Source organism: Mesorhizobium sp. M1273 (assembly GCF_040318195.1).
Lineage (GTDB): Bacteria > Pseudomonadota > Alphaproteobacteria > Rhizobiales > Rhizobiaceae > Mesorhizobium.
The window spans coordinates 114,468-130,715 of record NZ_JAMYLV010000006.1 but is presented as its reverse complement, the minus strand read 5'-3'; the positions used below and the strand labels follow the sequence as shown (position 1 = coordinate 130,715).

The 16,248-nt window shown below is 61.9% G+C and carries 12 protein-coding genes; 5 read left to right on the top strand and 7 right to left on the bottom strand.

Going from position 1 to position 16,248, the window contains the following annotated elements:
* Positions 1-32: 32 nt before the first annotated feature.
* From NKH30_RS09435 to NKH30_RS09405, 7 genes are all read right to left on the bottom strand, one after another.
* Positions 33-1,589: a class I adenylate-forming enzyme family protein gene (locus NKH30_RS09435; RefSeq protein ID WP_352541720.1), complete on the bottom strand. Its 1,557-nt coding sequence runs from the start codon at positions 1,587-1,589 to the stop codon at positions 33-35.
* Positions 1,586-3,607 carry an asparagine synthase (glutamine-hydrolyzing) gene (gene asnB, locus NKH30_RS09430; RefSeq protein ID WP_352541719.1) on the bottom strand — a complete coding sequence of 674 codons (2,022 nt, stop codon included), beginning with the start codon at positions 3,605-3,607 and terminating at the stop codon, positions 1,586-1,588. Before asnB ends, NKH30_RS09435 begins: the two co-directional genes overlap by 4 nt.
* Positions 3,608-3,611: 4 nt before the next feature.
* Positions 3,612-4,595, bottom strand: a complete 984-nt coding sequence (gene nadE / locus NKH30_RS09425; protein ID WP_352541734.1) for an NAD(+) synthase — start codon at positions 4,593-4,595, stop codon at positions 3,612-3,614.
* Entirely contained in the window at positions 4,592-7,330 is a 2,739-nt protein-coding gene (locus NKH30_RS09420; RefSeq protein WP_502904310.1) for an AMP-binding protein, read from the bottom strand. Before NKH30_RS09420 ends, nadE begins: the two co-directional genes overlap by 4 nt.
* A gap of 252 nt (positions 7,331-7,582) precedes the next feature.
* Positions 7,583-7,831, bottom strand: a complete 249-nt coding sequence (locus NKH30_RS09415; protein ID WP_352501378.1) for a hypothetical protein — start codon at positions 7,829-7,831, stop codon at positions 7,583-7,585.
* A gap of 504 nt (positions 7,832-8,335) precedes the next feature.
* The gene (locus tag NKH30_RS09410) at positions 8,336-9,235 is read right to left on the bottom strand and encodes a proline iminopeptidase-family hydrolase (protein WP_352541716.1); all 900 of its coding nucleotides are present in this window, start codon (positions 9,233-9,235) and stop codon (positions 8,336-8,338) included.
* A 173-nt stretch (positions 9,236-9,408) separates the two neighbouring features.
* Positions 9,409-10,134, bottom strand: a complete 726-nt coding sequence (locus NKH30_RS09405) for a LuxR family transcriptional regulator (protein WP_245274646.1) — start codon at positions 10,132-10,134, stop codon at positions 9,409-9,411.
* Positions 10,135-10,433: 299 nt separating this feature from the next.
* Between NKH30_RS09405 and NKH30_RS09400 the strand changes: the two genes are divergently transcribed.
* The 5 genes from NKH30_RS09400 (at position 10,434) to NKH30_RS09380 (ending at position 16,221) form a co-directional block, all read left to right on the top strand.
* Positions 10,434-12,107, top strand: a complete 1,674-nt coding sequence (locus NKH30_RS09400; protein WP_352541715.1) for an ABC transporter substrate-binding protein — start codon at positions 10,434-10,436, stop codon at positions 12,105-12,107.
* A 107-nt stretch (positions 12,108-12,214) separates the two neighbouring features.
* A complete protein-coding gene (locus NKH30_RS09395; RefSeq protein ID WP_352449667.1) occupies positions 12,215-13,243 on the top strand; it encodes an ABC transporter permease in 1,029 nt (342 codons plus the stop codon).
* The gene (locus tag NKH30_RS09390) at positions 13,243-14,217 is read left to right on the top strand and encodes an ABC transporter permease (RefSeq protein WP_352541714.1); all 975 of its coding nucleotides are present in this window, start codon (positions 13,243-13,245) and stop codon (positions 14,215-14,217) included. Before NKH30_RS09395 ends, NKH30_RS09390 begins: the two co-directional genes overlap by 1 nt.
* A complete protein-coding gene (locus NKH30_RS09385) occupies positions 14,207-15,232 on the top strand; it encodes an ABC transporter ATP-binding protein (RefSeq protein ID WP_352472482.1) in 1,026 nt (341 codons plus the stop codon). Before NKH30_RS09390 ends, NKH30_RS09385 begins: the two co-directional genes overlap by 11 nt.
* Positions 15,229-16,221 carry an ABC transporter ATP-binding protein gene (locus tag NKH30_RS09380; protein ID WP_352541713.1) on the top strand — a complete coding sequence of 331 codons (993 nt, stop codon included), beginning with the start codon at positions 15,229-15,231 and terminating at the stop codon, positions 16,219-16,221. The genes NKH30_RS09385 and NKH30_RS09380 overlap by 4 nt, the downstream gene beginning before the upstream one ends.
* The last annotated feature ends 27 nt before the right edge of the window (positions 16,222-16,248 follow it).

Sequence of the window (16,248 nt, the reverse complement as noted above, 5' to 3'; positions counted from 1 at the left end):
TGAATGCTGATCAACTTCGCCCTGGTACCGACTCATGACAGGGCCGTTTTTTTGAGCTTACCCGTGTCGGTCATCGGCAGACTGGGTACGATGACGATGGACTTCGGAACCATGAAGTTTTCCAGCCGTCTCTGGCACTCTTTCTGCAACTGCTTTTCACCGATCATGCTTCCCTGCTCCATCACGACAAATGCCTTCACTGCTTGCCCGAGCAGTTCGTCCGGAACGCCGATGACCGCGGCTTCCCGTACGCCCGCAATGTTCATCAACACGTTTTCCACCTCCTTCGGCGCTATCTTCTCTCCGCGCGATTTTATGATCTCGTCGCCGCGACCGACGAAGTAGAGGTAGCCCTCGGCGTCCATCCGGCAGTAGTCGCCGGTGTATAGGACCTGCTCACCCGGCAGCGGGCCGGGCTTGAGCTTCCTGGCTGTCGCCTCCGGTTTGCCCCAATAGCCCTTCATCACCGTCGCTCCGCGGATGACGAGCTGACCAACGATGCCGGGGCCGACCCGGCTGTCATGCTCGTCGACAATCCACATTTCCGTATTGGGGATGGCGATCCCGACGCTCGACGGCTTTCGCTCCAGATCCTCCGGCGGCAGGTAGGTGCAGCGCTTGCATTCGGTAAGGCCGTACATCGAATAGATGCGGGCGCCAGAAAACAGTTCCTGCAGCAGGAGAATGTGCTTGAGCGGCAGGGCGGCCGCAGTGTTCGTGACGTAGCGAATACTCGAAAAATCCTGATCCCTGAGAGACCTGAGCTCCCCGAGTGCGGCGAAGATGGTCGGTACGCCGGGAAAACCCGTCACCCTTTCTTGCTTGATCAGCCCAAGGATCTGCGCCGGGAAGGCGAATGAGCGCTCAAGCACCAGCCGGGCGCCCGCGCCGAATGCCATGATCATCTGGTAAAGACCGTAGTCGAAGGCGAGCGGCAGGACATTGAGGATCACCTCGTCTTCGGCAAGCGCCAGGTATGAGGAAATCGAGGCGCACGCGGCGATCATGTTTCGATGCGTCAGCATCACGCCCTTGGGCTCGCCCGTCGAGCCGGACGTATAAATGATCGCAGCGAGATCGATGTCGATGCAGCGGCGCCAGGGCGGCGTGCTGCGGGCTGCCGCGACCGCGGCGTCCCAGCGCACAGCATGCGGCAATTCTTGCAGGTCGCTGTGTTCGATCGGCCCGGAGACGATCATGCGGCGCAACGATGGGCAATTCCGCGCCGGCTCCCTGAAAATCGAGTGCAGGTGTTTGTCGGTGATCAGTGCCGTCGGGCGGCAATCGTTGAGCAGATAATCAAGCTTGTCGCTTTTGGTGAGCGGATTGACGATGCACACCACGGCGTTGGCCTTTAGCACCGCCCAGAACGCAACGACGGCCTCGACAGTGTTGTCGGCGAAGACCACCACGCGATCGCCACGCGCAATTCCGGCATCGGTCAAATGGTGCGCTATGGCGTTCGAACGCATATCGAGATCGCCATAAGTGACGCGTTGATTGCCGCACACCAGGGCCACCTTCTCGCCGAGCCGGCTGGCAGAGTGGGTGAGATAGTCGTGCAGGAGCGGTACGGCGCCATGCATCATGCGAGCACCTCTTCGCGGTGTTCGCGGTCGATATCGATGCTGAGCTTGAGCGTGCGGGCCCCACTTGGACGGCTCGCGATAAATTGCCGATGGAGAAGCTGCGTCGACAGCACTCCGACCAGCGCCATATTGTCGGAGTTGGACAGGTCGCCGCCGCCGGCGCTGGCCTGGCACTTGCTCAGGAGCCGGGTAACCGACTTGGGATCGAAGACGTTCGTTTCGCGCAGCGCCGCCTCCGAAAGTGCTTCGCGAATGTAGGCCGGAGCGCCATCTGCGACAAAGCAAAGCGCGTTGGGAGCCCGGTAAGGCTGCTTCTTGCGGGTGACGATTTCCGACGGCACGATCGGTTGCGCTACGCGCTTCAGCACATGCTTTTCATCGAGCACGCGCAGCTTGTAGGCGGCCGGAAGCGAATTCGCGAGTCTCACGAGTTCATGATCGAGGAACGGGAAGCGCCCCTCGACGGAATGAGCCATCAGCATTCTGTCCCCTTGTGAGGAAAGCAGGTATCCCGACATCAGCGTCTGAATCTCTATGTACTGGTCCTGCGCAAGAGAGCCCCATCGCGAAAACTCCGGCGGCAGGCGGGCAAGCAGCTCGGACACGGCGTTGCGGCGCTCCGTTTGGGCGCGCATGTCTGCCGAAAACAGCCGCTTGATGGCGCTTGTGGTACGCCAGCGCGTGCCATGCGCAAAACCAGGGGCGTCACAGGCGTGAATGTCGCGCCCGAAGAACTGGCGTGCCATTGCCTGCTGCTGCACCGGCGAGCGGCTGAGATAGGGATAGAGGCGCTCCAGCAGCCGCGAGCGTCGCGTCGAGGCGGGCTGGCGTCCCCAGAAGCGGCGGACCTTGCCCTCGCGGAACAAATCGTAGCCGGCGAACATTTCGTCGGCCCCTTCGCCGGTAAGCACGACCTTGATGCCGTGCTGGCGCACCAGTCTCGAGAGCAGGAATAGCGGCGCCGGCGCGGTCCTGAGGATTGGCCGCTCGGTGTGGTAGATCACCTCAGGGAAGATGCCAGCGATATCGCTGCGCGAAACAACCACCTCATGATGGTCACTGCCGGCCACGCCGGCAACCAAGCGCTGGAAATGCGTCTCATCATACTCGGCGTCGGCAAAACGTAGCGAGAAAGTCTGGAAGCGCTCGCCCGCGAAGCGTCTCCCCAGCGTGGCGACCAGCGAGCTGTCGAGCCCGCCGGACAAATAGCAGCCGACCGGCACGTCGGCGCGTACTATCCTGAGCGCCGTCGCGGCTTCCAGGGCGCTGCGCACTTCCTCCACCGCGTCATCAAGCGAGCCGGTGAATTCATCATCGCCGGGTCCGTCAACCTCTGGATAGTCAGGCTTCCAAAAAGCCCGCTCCCGGACGACGCCGCTGTCATAAATGCGGACATGCCCCGGCGTGAGTTCGCTTACTCCTCCAAACACGCCTTGTGGCGGCGCGACAGTCCAGAGTGTGAAAGTCTGATCGATGCCGGCTGGATCGAAGGCGCGGGGTATATCCGCATCGGCCGCGAAAATGGCCTTCACCTCGCTGGCGAAGTAAAGCCGCCCGCCATGCTCGCAAAAGTGCAGCGGGCAGATGCCGAACCGATCCCGAGACAAGACGAGACGACCTGCCACGGAGTCCCAGATGGCGACTGCCCACTGCCCATTCATTCGCTCGAAGGCGGCCTCGCCCCAGGCATGATAGGCATGGACGATGACCTCGGTGTCGCTGCGTGTGCGGAAGCGATAACCGAGCGCGACCAGATCTTGTCGCAGCTCGACGTAATTGAAGATTTCGCCGTTGAAGACGATCCACATCGTGTCGCCCGCGCCGGCGAGTGGCTGCTGGCCGCTTGCGAGATCGATGACGGACAGGCGGGCATGCGCCAATCCCGCACGTCTGTCCCGGTAAAGGCCGCGCTCGTCCGGGCCGCGATGCGCCAGCGCGCCCGCCATACGTATCAGCGCATCCCGGGAAGGGGGCGCCGCTGCGGCGCTCAGCGACACAATTCCGGCGATGCCGCACATCGCCCTAGCCCTCGCCCATTGAAGAGGACACCAACGGCCGCGCGTGAAGATAACGTGCGACGCGCCGCTTGCTGTCGATATCCTTGAAAACCTTCTGGACCTGCATCACCGTGAGGCTGGTTGCCTCAGCGACGTCTTCGTCGGCGATCCCATGGTTCAAGCCGTAGAGGCACAGATCCATCAGATAATAAGGAAGCGCGAAGTAGAACTCCTCCTGACTCTGCGCCATCGAGAAGGTGTCCGTGGTGGGCGGTCTGCGCCGGACCTCTTCGTCCACCCCAAGATATTCGGCCAATTGGTAGACCTGGGTCTTGTAGAGGTGGACGATTGGCATCAGGTCGGCAATTCCGTCGCCCTGCTTGACGAAGAAGCCCTGGTCGTACTCCAGGCGGTTCGGCGTGCCCGCTACCGCGTAGTTGAGGCGGTCGGCATGGTAATATTCGGTCATCTTGCGCAGGCGCTGCTTGTAGTTGGTTGCAGCGACGATCTGCAGATAGGCTGCCGACGGCAGGCGCACTGTGTCGGTCCTGCCCTCGGGGTCCTGAACCGTGAGGCGCGTGATGTTGAGACCGTTGCTCTCGAGAACCGAGGCGAGCACCAGCTTGCATTTCCAGCCGTCCCCATATTCGGGAACGACGGTCTGGATTGCTTCGGTCTGTCGTCTGTAGGCGCCGATCGCTTCCAGGGCCGGCGTCATATCCTCCAGGATCGTTTCGATACCAAGGTGTGCGGCGACAATGCGGCCGAGCCTCAGTGAGTCGCCGGAGGAATGGCGCTCCGGCATGAATATCCCGAGGACCTTGCCTTTCCCAAAGGCGCGAACACACAACGCCGCAACGACGGAGCTGTCGATGCCGCCTGAGAGGCCGACCACCACGCCTCGACGTCGCAGCGTGCCAAGGACCTGCTGGCGCAAGATCTGGACGATGCGATCGACTTCCGCGCCAGCGTCGAGCACCAGGGCGTCTTTGCCGAATGATGAGATCAGGTCGATGGCTTGTACTCCAGTTTGCGAGACTCGATTGGCGAATAGGTTTTCGCCACCGCTTTCTCGATAAGGGGACGATTGGTGGTAAGGTGAGGCTCTACAACCAGATCGATGTGGCTGCCGACGATCGGAATCACGTCCAGATGGGCGAAGACGTTATCCCAGCCGATTGCCAGAGGCATTCCGGGTCGAGCACAGCGGAACAGGGTGCCTGTGATCGGCAGAGCCGGCTTTGGCTCTGCCACCCACTGGAAGAAAGCTCGCGCCCGCAAAACCTCTTGCAGTTCCAGTTTGGTTCTAAAGCTCGTCGCGTTGAACTGTCCTTGAGCGAAGCGGTCGAGAAACTGGACCAGTTGTGCCTCACGCTTCATTGCCACGGCAACTTTCGCGAGGGCGCGGCAAGCCATCCGGTAAGCGGACACGCGGTTGGTTCGGATTCGATTGACTGTGCGCGTAAACGTCTCCCAGCGGGCGCTTCGCTCCCCGACGAGGCTGGTGTCGAGGATGCCGAGGAACTTTACGGTTCGCCCCGCTGCCAGCAGCCGCGCCGCAACTTCGAAGGCAACAGCGCCGCCGAGCGAATGGCCGAGAAGTCGTACATGGCCCGAGGGTTGGGCGCGGCGGATCTGGTCGACGGCGGCGTCGGCCATATCGGCGAGGCTGTCTTGTCCGCGCAGTATCATAGCCAGGGCCGGATACCTGATCGGGGCAACACGGGTCACCTTGCCCATCGCTGCTGCAAAGGCAGCAAGGCTCGGGCCATAGCCGACGGACCCCGGGAACAGAAAAAGAACGGGAGGGTCGTGCTTCTGGGCGCGCGCGCTTTGATCGCCTGCCTGGGCGGACACGACCGCCTTGACCATTTGCTCCAGGCTCATCCCGACGGTGAAGGCCTCAAGGCCGAGTTCCTGCCCGATGGCGCTTTCGATTTCCATGACGCAGTGCAGCAGCTTTAGCGAATCTCCTCCGGCGTCATCCCAGCGTCCTGCCGCTACGCGCGTATTGAGAATGCTGGTCCATGCCCGCTGAACGACCTGCTGCGCAGTCAGCTTGCCTCGCGGCTCGAGCGGACGCGCGGTCGCCGCTGTCTCTCTGGCTGAAAGATCCATCTCTGCAAGTGTCGTGATGTCGACTTTGCCGCTCGGCAGACGCGGAATCTCGGCGATCGTGTGCAACCGCAAGGGACGCAGCGGCGGCGGCAGATTGGTCCTGACAAGCTGGCGAAGCTCGTCCGAAAAGGTCGCTTCGGCCGAGCGCCGAGGAACAGCAAAGGCGACAAGCTCATTCGCGGCCGTCACGATTGCCACGGCATCCGCGACAGAGGGTGCACAACGCAGCACCCGTTCGAGTTCGGCAGGCTCGACGCGTCGACCGTTGATTTTTACCTGGCGCCCCTTGCGACCGACGATGTGCAGTAGGCCTTGATCATCAAGTCGAACGAGGTCACCTGTCGCGAAAATCCGAAGGCCTGGATCGTGCGGGTCTGATGTTGCCGGCACAACCGCCCCGTCCTCCCAATGGCCAAGCAGGACATACGGGCTCCTGATCAGAAGCTCTCCGCTGCGGCCCGGTTGAACACGGCGGCCCGCTTCGTCGACAATTGCGAAGGTGATTCCAGGCAGCAGCCAGCCAACTGGAACCGAATCTCCATGCTCTGGCCAGTCTCGCGGCAGGAACCATTGCGAGCCGGTGGTCTCGGTTGACGAATAACCGATCTGGATAAGGCACGTATCGGAGACGGCCTTGCGCAGCAGGGCGATGTCGGTCCAGGGCACCTTCTCGCCACCGATCCGGGCGACTCTGAGTGAATGGAACGCTTCTGCAGGTCCGTCTGCCATAAGCGCGCGAAGCAGTGCCGGCACCAGATAGGTGATTGTCACGTCTTCGGATCGCACCAGGCGTTGAACGGCGCGCAAGCCGACCGCTTCGACTTCGACCAGATGCAAGGTGGCGCCGGTGAGAAGAGCAGCAAGAATCTCCCGGCACCCGGCGATTGTGGCCGGTCCTGTCAATGGCAGGAAAACATCATCCGAGTTGATGTGGCACGCATCGACATATTGCTGGACCCGGCACAGCAAGCTGCGCTGGCTGTTAACGATGCCTTTGGGCCGGCCCGTACTCCCTGACGTATAAAGCACGATGGCGGGCGCATCGACCGAGACGGAATAAGAACGAGGCACTTGCCCAGCCTGCGAGGCCGCACTGGTCGACACATCGATCCAACTGACCAGGTGAGGCAAACCATCGGGTCGGACATTGCCCTCGCCCAGGACAGCTGAGAGCCGCGCCCCGGCCACGATTTCAAGGATACGCGAGCTAGGATCTCGCGCGTTGAGTGGCACCGAAGGCCGCCCAGCCGTCATGCTTGCCAGCATGGCAATGGGATACCAGGCCGAGTTGGCCTGAAGAATCCCTATCGCCTGTCCGTCTGGGACGGCCGCCGCGATCTGGTGGGACAGCGTCTCGACTGACCGGAGGAGCTGGGAATAGGTCAGACGATTGGCGCCGTCGCTGATTGCAAGCTTGTCGGGGTACTGGCGGACGACATTTCTCAGGTGATCGAAGGCCGCAATGTTGGTAAAATCGACGCCCAATCTTTGAAATGGACGCAGTACGGGACCACCCTGATCCAGTGCGTATTGTGGGACACTTGACCAATTATCGGAGGTCGTTGTCTGACAATCCACCGCTAGATCCTGATCCGCGACTTCTGATCCCAAATATGCCGAAGACATGAGTTGCCTACGCTAAGATTAGGGTCACTTATCGCCCCCCGCCCCAATCTTTTCATCGATCATTCTGATGATGCCCCGATCTTCCTCAAGGACGCTTGGTTAGTCACTTCGCCTGTTTCGCAAGCCACCGGCCGAACCAATCATGCCGGGCTCGCTGGCTGTTGTGGTGCGCATGACACGGACACATGCCAAGGCGGGCTCGAAGACCACGGTGGGGTCGAAGATGGAATTGCCGCTATTCAGGCATATTGCCTATTCGGTGGTTCTCCCGCGCGATACCGGCGATGCTTCGGTATCGGAATAGCTGCCGGGGACGAAACAATATGCATAGATCTGTCCCCGATTTTCGTCGGTCACGCGGATCCAATCCTTTTCCCACGTTCGGAAGGTAATACGCCCGTCCGTCATCATGGCTGCGGCTCTGAACGGACTCGGCGCGTTGACAACGCGCACCGAGATAACATCATCGCCGTCCATACGCTCGACGAGATACGTCTGCATGAAAGCCTCCCCATGCCCCCGCTAGATCACCCGCACTTTAACGCCGGCTAATGAATTCGGTTGCAACTGCTTGGCGAAACTTTGGGTCCGATACTTTCCGTACCCACCGGCAACTTGGTCCTCCGTATCCGTCAGGTTTTTCAGCGACGGGATGCCAGTTCAGGGGAAGGCAGGCTGATTGCGGCCATGCCGGCGACATGCCAATCTGCGCCGCAACGTTTAGGCCTCCGCCTCCGCGGGCAATGGAAAAGGCGCTCGAATGGGCTCCTTTATGCTGTCCGTGTATGCTGTCCGTGATCTGGCATTCTGCCCGTGATTTGGCCTCATCGGACGACCCTGCAGGCCTTTGCGGGACATCCACATAGCGTGGCGTCGCCATCACCGAGGCATAACAATATGCGTCGGCGGAGAAATGGGACGACGGTTCGAGGTTTTCTGAATGTGCCTCACGACGACTGCGTCGTGTCGACGATCCGTTGGAACAGAAGGCCTGGTGCTGGAACGTCAATCGTATTTGGCCAGGAAGCGCCCGACGGCGCTGAGGCAGTCGTGCTTTTCCTCCACATGCGGCATGTGGCTGGAATTCGGGAAGACCAGGCCTTCAACGTACGGGATAAGATCCAGAAAGGGCTGGACGCAGGCCTCGGTCGCTTCGTCGTAGAAGCCGCGGAAAACCAGGGTCGGCGCCTCGATCCGATGCAGGCGGTCGACGATGGTCCAGTTCCGCATCGTGCCGATGACGTGGAACTCATTGGGACCGTTCATGGTGTGATAGACGGTCGGATCTTCCTCGATTGCCGCAAATGTCCGGGCGACCTCTGGCGGCATCGGAACGACGCGACAGACATGACGGTCGTAGAAAGCCTTCGTCGCCGCAACATATCCGGGGTGATCGGTGGTTCCCGCCGCTTCGTGCCGGTCGAGCGCACTTTGCACATCGGCTGGCAACTCGGCGCGCAATTGCCGGGCTCCTTCCACCCACAGCGCCATCGAGGCCAGCGAATTGGCCAGGATCAATGCCTTGAGCCCCTCAGGGCGGCGCACGGCGTGCTCGGCCGAGAGTATGCCGCCCCAGGACTGGCCGAGCAGTGCATAATGGCCGGCAATGCTGAGATGGGCGAGCAACGCATCGAGTTCGCCCAGGAAGAAATCGACGGTCCAGAAGTCGCCGCCCTTGTCCGGCAGATGGGTCGATTTGCCGTTGCCGATCTGATCGTAGTGGATGACGGCTCGCCCGGTTCCGGCAAGCTCCTTGAATGAGTCCACATAGTCGTGGGTGCAGCCCGGTCCACCATGAGCGACGACCAGGGGCAGCTTGCCCGACCCGATGTCCCCGGTCACACGGTACCAGGTGCGATAGCCCTTGTAGTCGCTAAATCCTTCGGTGATCGCATGTGCCGTCACAGTCCAAGCTCCGCATCATGGCGCGGCAGGAGCCACTTTGGTGCACCCCTCCCAAGCCTTGTTTGCGGCCGACGGTACTAAGCGGCCCAGCGCATTTACAGCTAGCACTATTTATAGGTTCGCCGGTTATGGGTTCGCCCGAGGCAAGGCCGATCGCCCGCAGGTCGCGAGCCTCAATGCTCCGGTTCGAGCAGCCGGTAATGGGCGGCGAGCGCGATGGCATGGAAGCGGTTGCGCGCGCCAAGCTTTCGCGTCGCCGCGTTGAGGTGCAGCGTTGCGGTAGGCACCGCGCGGCCAATCTCACGCGCAACCTGCTTGGCCGTCAGTCCGGCAGCGGCCAGGCGCAGGCACTGACGTTCGCGCGACGTCAGATGGACATGTTGGCAGGTGCGGATTCCGGCGTCGAAACCGGCGTAGGCGGAGTCATGCAGCAGATGACCCAGATCTCCGATCTCGGCGATCAAGGGTCTGGCTTCGAGCTCGAACCCGGCCTCCGGATCGGCACGGATCGCAGTGAAGGTGGCGAGATCGCCGCCGGCAAGGCGAATGGGTACGGTGACGCCGCAGGTCATCCTGGTGTCAAGCAAATAGCTGACCACAGGATCGTGCTTGGACTGGAGCACGCGCTGCATGACGGTGCTCTGAACGCCGCTGTGCGACCAGAGAAACGGTCTCGATACGGTGAGCGCGGCCTCCTGCACCGGGTCAAGCTGATAATATCCGCCCTTGCACCAGAGATCCTGCATGTCGCGCGGCACGTTGCGCAGAGCCATCAACGAGGGCGTGATAAGCTCGCCCTTGTGACTGACCGGCACGGGCGTATAGTCGTAGATGAATGCGGTGAAACCGATAGGCTCCAGCACCTCCGTTGCCACCGCCATGGCAGCGTCGATGCTCATTCCGGTTTGGAACCGGCTCTCTAGATCGCCTGGAAGGCTTTGCATCGGGCAAGCTTACCCGCTGATGATTGCTTGTCAAATAGCCATGTCGGCCGGCTGCTCAACAAATAGGCGGGGATAAGCCTGTCCGACCCTATCTATCTTAATAGCTATCCCGTCCGGCTTCGCTCGCCGTAGTCTTTTGCGATTGGGCCAAGTAGCGGACACCGTTCGCAAACCCAGACTGTTTCAGCCGCGCAATGGTCGATCGACCGGGCTCAGCGCGGCAAAAGCCGAGACGCCTCCATGAGGGAACAAATATGCGACCCCAAAAAGCATTTGCAGCGTTGATGCCCTGCCTGGCTCTGCTCGGCGTGTCCATGATGTCGCCGGCAAACAGTGCCCTGGCCACCGAGGGCAAGCCAGGCGGCACACTCCGACTGCTGGCCAATGCCGCGGCAGGCACCGCCGATCCGCACATCAACTACACGCTGCAGTATTTCCAGATCAATTATGTCCTCTACGATGGCTTGGTGACCTACAAGAAGGCCGGGGACAAGACCGGCTTCGAAGTCGTCGCGGACCTGGCGGAAAGCCTCCCGCAGGTCGAGAACGGCGGCAAGACCTACGTCTTCAAGCTGCGCAAGGGCATCAAATTCGCGGATGGCTCGGATGTCACCACGAAGGACGTGGTGGCTTCGTTCCAACGCATCTTCAAGATCAGCGGGCCGACGGCCGGGACCTTCTACAAAGGCATCGTCGGCGCGGATGCGTGCTTGAAGACGCCTGCGACGTGTACCCTCGAAGGTGGCCTGTCAGTCGACGACGCCGCCGGAAACATTACCTTCAATCTGGTCCAGCCGGATGCCGAGTTCCTGCAGAAGCTGGCTGTTCCGCACGCGTCGATCCTGCCGGCGAGCGCGCCGCTGAAGGACGCCGGCACCGATCCGATCCCGGGCACCGGACCCTACATGATCGCCAGCTACGATCCCAACAAGCTGATGAAGATTGTGCGCAACCCTCATTTCAAGGAATGGAGCAAGGAAGCGCAGCCGGCCGGATATCCGGACGAGATCGACTACGAATTCGGCCTAACCGACGAGGCGGCGGTGACCGCTGTCGAGAACGGCCAGGCGGACTGGATGTTCGACCCGCCGCCGTCCGACCGTCTCGCCGAACTCGGCACCAAATATGCCAAGCAGGTCACGGTTCATCCGCTGACAGCGATGTGGTACGCGCCGATGAACACCAATCTGGCGCCGTTCAACGACATCCGCGTTCGCCAGGCAGTGAACTTCGCGATCGACCGCGCCGCGATGGTCAAGCTGTTCGGCGGCAGCAATCTGGCGCAACCGGCCTGCCAGATCCTGCCACCGGGCTTCCCGTCATTTGTGGCCTATTGCCCGTTCACCGCCAATCCGGGCGAGAAGTGGTCAGCACCGGATATGGACAAGGCCAAGCAATTGGTCGCTGAATCGGGAACCGCAGGTCAGGAGGTGACGATCATCACCGAGGACACCACGGTCTCCAAAGCGATCGGCGTCTACCTGCAGGATGTGCTCAACCAGCTTGGCTACAAGACGTCGGTCAAGCCGATCTCGCAGAACATACAGTTCACCTACATCCAGAACACCAATAACAAGGTGCAGATTTCGATCTCGCAATGGTTCCAGGATTACCCGGCGCCATCGAATTTCCTGCAGGTCTTGTTCAGCTGTGCCTCGTTTACGCCGGGCTCCGACGCCTCGGTCAATATTTCGGGGTTCTGCGACAAGTCGATCGACGCATCGATGGACGAGGCAGAGGCAGCCACCATCGCCGATCCGGCCAAGGGCGCGACACTCTGGACCGCCATCGACAAGGCTGTGACGGACAAGGCTCCGGTCGCTGTCCTGTTCACGCCAAAGCGCGTCGATGTGATCTCTTCCAGGCTGAAGAACTTCACCTTCAGCCCGCAATTCTACTGGATTGTCAGCCAGTCCTGGGTGGAATAGCCGACCGGAGCCAATGCGACGGAGTGCCGCTGGCTCTCCGTCGCATTTCCTTTTCCGGCGGATCAGCGCATCTTCCAGGCCGCGATTTTTCCCAGGCAATCCTGTTCATGGTCAATGTCATTGCGGACCAGCCTGCCATCCCGGTTCGCCGGGCCACCGATGGCCCGTGGCGCACCGCATGGCGCAAGCTGAAAGGCGATCGTTCGGCAATATCTGCCTTCGCCGTGCTCGTCGTCATCGTGATCGCCTCGCTCGCGGCGCCGCTTTATGCGCGGTACGTCTCCGGCACCGATCCATTTGTGACCAATCTCAATGGCGAGATCGTCGTCGATGGGGTGACCCAGCCGGTGCTGCAGCCCTCCACCGAAGGCCTTGGCCTCGGCATGACGCCGGTCGGGCCGACCTGGCGCATCGGACCCTATATGCTGGGTGCCGACAACCAGGGCCGTGACGTCGCGGCGCGGCTGCTTTACGGCGGACGGGATTCGCTGTTGATCTCGGGTGCTGCAGCCGTGCTGTGCCTTGTCCTCGCGACATTCCTTGGGGTCGTTTCCGGCTTCTTCGGCGGCATCGTCGACATCGGCCTGTCGCGCATTCTCGACGTGCTCTGGGCTTTTCCGATTTTCCTGTTGGCAATTTCATTGTCGATCGTGCTGATTGCGCAGAGTATCCAGATCGGTCCGTTCGAAATCCGCTCCGGCAGCCTGTGGCTACCGGTCTTCATCATCGGCATCGTCTATGTGCCCTATGTGGCGCGGCCGATCCGCGGCCATGTCCTGACCTTAATGCATGCCGAATTCGTCACCGCTGCGATCGGCCTTGGCGCATCGCCCTGGCGCATCCTTTTGCGCGACATCATGCCCAATGTGGTGACCCGCATCATCGTTTTCGTGCCGTTGATCCTGGCGCTCAACATGATGACGGAATCCTCGCTGTCGTTCCTGTCGATCGGCGTGCAGCCGCCGGATGCCAGCTGGGGCACGATCATCCAGGACGGCCAGGGCCTGCTCTATTCGCGGCCGGTCGTGGCACTGGCGCCGGGGCTAGCCATTGTGATCACGGTGCTGGCTCTAAACATTCTGGGCGACGGCGTGCGCGACGCGCTCGATCCGAAATCCTCGCCGAGGGGCGTCTAGTGGTTGCCGCGCTCGGCTTCCGGCTTGGCCAGATGGTGCTGGTTATGTTCGGTATCAGCGTCGTCGCTTTCCTGATCTTCTTTGCGACGCCTGGCGCTGATCCATCGGCGCGCATTGCTGGCCGCAATGCTTCGCAAGAGACGCTGATCCAGGTGCGCCACGATTTCGGTCTCGACCGGCCATTGCCGGTGCAATATGGGCTGATGATGAACCGGCTTTTCGTCAGCCGCGATCTCACCTCCTTCGTCAATCGCGGGCAGCGCGTCATTCCGACCGTGATAAGCGCCATTCCCGTGACGCTGTCGCTGGTCGGCGGCGCGGCAGTGCTGTGGGTGCTCGGCGGATTGATCGTCGGTGTGATCGCAGGCGCAACGCGCGGTACATTCATTGATCGCGCGCTGATGATCCTGAGCCTGGTAGGTGTGTCGATCCCGGTCTTCTGGCTGGGCGAGGTCGCCAACCTGCTGACGCAAAGCCGCTGGCACGACAACTGGCTGTTTTCCTGGGTTCCTCCGCTCGGCTACATCCCCCTGACCGAGAATCCCTGGGGCTGGTTCAAGGCGCTCGTCATTCCGTGGTTCACGCTGGCAACCCTTTATGTCGGCCTCTACGGCCGGGTGCTGCGGGCAAGCCTGATCGAAATGATGCAGGAGGATTTCATCCGCACCGCCCGGGCCAAGGGGATCGGCGAACGCCGGGTGCTGCTGCATCATGGCCTCAGGACCTCTTTGGTCGCATTCGTCACCATGTTCGGCCTCGATTTCGGTGCCTTGGTCGGCGGCGGCGCGCTGTTGACCGAAGTGGTCTTCGGATTGCAGGGTGTCGGAAAACTGACGTATGAGGCGCTGCAGACCCTCGATCTGCCGATGATCCTGGCCACGGTGATTTACGCCGCCTTCTTCGTGGTGATGGCAAACTTCGTCGTCGACGTCGTCTTCGTCATAATCGACCCGAGGGCGCGCAATGTCGGCTGATGCTCCCCTTCTGGTGGTCAAGGACCTCACTGTCTCCTTCCGCAGCGACGAAGGCCTGGTGCGGGCGGTGGGAGGTGTTTCGTTCTCCGTCGAGCAGCGCGAGATCGTCGGTGTGGTCGGCGAATCCGGTTCGGGCAAAAGCCAGACCTTGCTCGCCATTATGGGGTTGATCGACAGCCCCAACGCTATCGTCTCCGGTTCCATCCGTTTCATGGGACAGGAGCTGATCGGGCTCAAGCGGCGTGCGCTCGATGCCATCCGCGGCCGCCAAATCGCGATGATCTTCCAGGATCCGATGTCTGCGCTCACCCCGGTGCATACGATCGGCAACCAGATCGGCGAGCAGGTCCGCGCGCATGAAAAGGTGTCGGCGAAAGCGGCACGGGCGAGGGCCGTGCAATTGCTGGATGCGGTCGGCATCGCAAATCCGGATCGGGTCATCGACAGCTACCCGCACCAGCTTTCCGGCGGTATGCGCCAGCGCGCGGTGATTGCCATGGCGCTCTCGTGCAACCCGGCGCTGCTCGTCGCGGATGAACCGACTACAGCCCTCGATGTTACCGTGCAGGCGCAGATCCTCGAACTGATCGGACGATTGCGCGACCAGTTCGGTTCCGCTGTGATCCTGGTCACGCATGATCTTGGCGTCGTCGCCGAAGTCGCGGACCGGGTACTGGTTATGTATGGCGGACGCTTTGTCGAGGAGGGCGGCAAGAGCAGCGTGTTCCGGGCGCCGCTGCATCCCTACACATGGGGCTTGTTCGGCTCGATCCCGCCGATGGAGGGACCACGTCCAGCCCGGCTCGCTGCCATTCCGGGAATTCCGCCGTCGCTCTCCAACCTGCCGAAAGGCTGCGCCTTCAGCCCCCGCTGCGCCTTTCGCCACGACGCCTGTCTGGTTCAACTGCCGATCATGCAAGGCGAGAGCCATCGCGCCGCGTGCCTGTTGCCGGAGCCTACGCGCAGACAATTCGCTGCCCAGAGGCCTGGCGGCGTGGTGGAGATGCAACGATGAATGCCAGGCCACTCGAACGTCCGCTGCTTCGTGCCGGCGACCTGTCGAAGCGCTATAGCGTCGGCCGCTCGATCTTCCCGGCGCAGCGCCGGACCGTGCATGCGGTTGATAGGGTGTCGCTCGACATCTGGCCCGGGGAGACCCTCGGCATCGTCGGCGAGTCCGGTTGCGGCAAATCCACGCTTGGCCGGTGTCTGGTGCGTCTGACCGAAATCAGCTCGGGGTCGCTGGAATTCGAGGGCCGCGACATCAGCGACGCCTCCCAGCGCCAGCTTCGTCCGTTGCGGCGGCAGATGCAGATGGTCTTTCAGGATCCCAGCGCTTCGCTCAATCCGCGCCGGCGGGTCGGCGATCTGCTGGCCGATCCGTTCCGCATCCATGAACGCCTCTCGGCATCGGAAATGGCGGACCGCGTGGCCGAGCTCCTGCGCCGGGTCGACTTGTCGCCCCAGCACGCATCGCGCTACCCGCACGAATTCTCCGGCGGCCAGCGCCAGCGTATCGGCATCGCCCGCGCGCTGGCGCTGCGGCCACGGCTGATCGTGGCCGATGAGCCGGTCTCGGCGCTCGACGTGTCGATCCAGGCGCAGATCGTCAATCTGCTCGCCGACCTGCGCGAGGAGTTCAACCTGACCTATGTGTTCATCGCCCACGATCTTTCCGTGGTGCGTCAAATCTCGAGCCGTGTGGCGGTGATGTATCTGGGGTCGATCGTGGAGAGCGGGCCGACCGACGAGGTCTTTGCGGCGCCCAGACACCATTACACCGCGGCGCTGCGTTCCGCCGTGCCGATACCCAGCATTGACCGGGCGCGGCGCGGCCGGCTGGTGCTCAAGGGTGATCTGCCCAGCCCGATGAACCCACCCTCGGGGTGCCGGTTCCACACCCGTTGCCCAGCTGCCACCCCGATCTGCCGCAGCGAGCGCCCGCTTCTCCAAAGCATTGGCGAGGGCCGCCTGGTCGCGTGCCATCATCCAGCCGACGGTTGACTAGGGGAATTCTCGTTCAACGATATC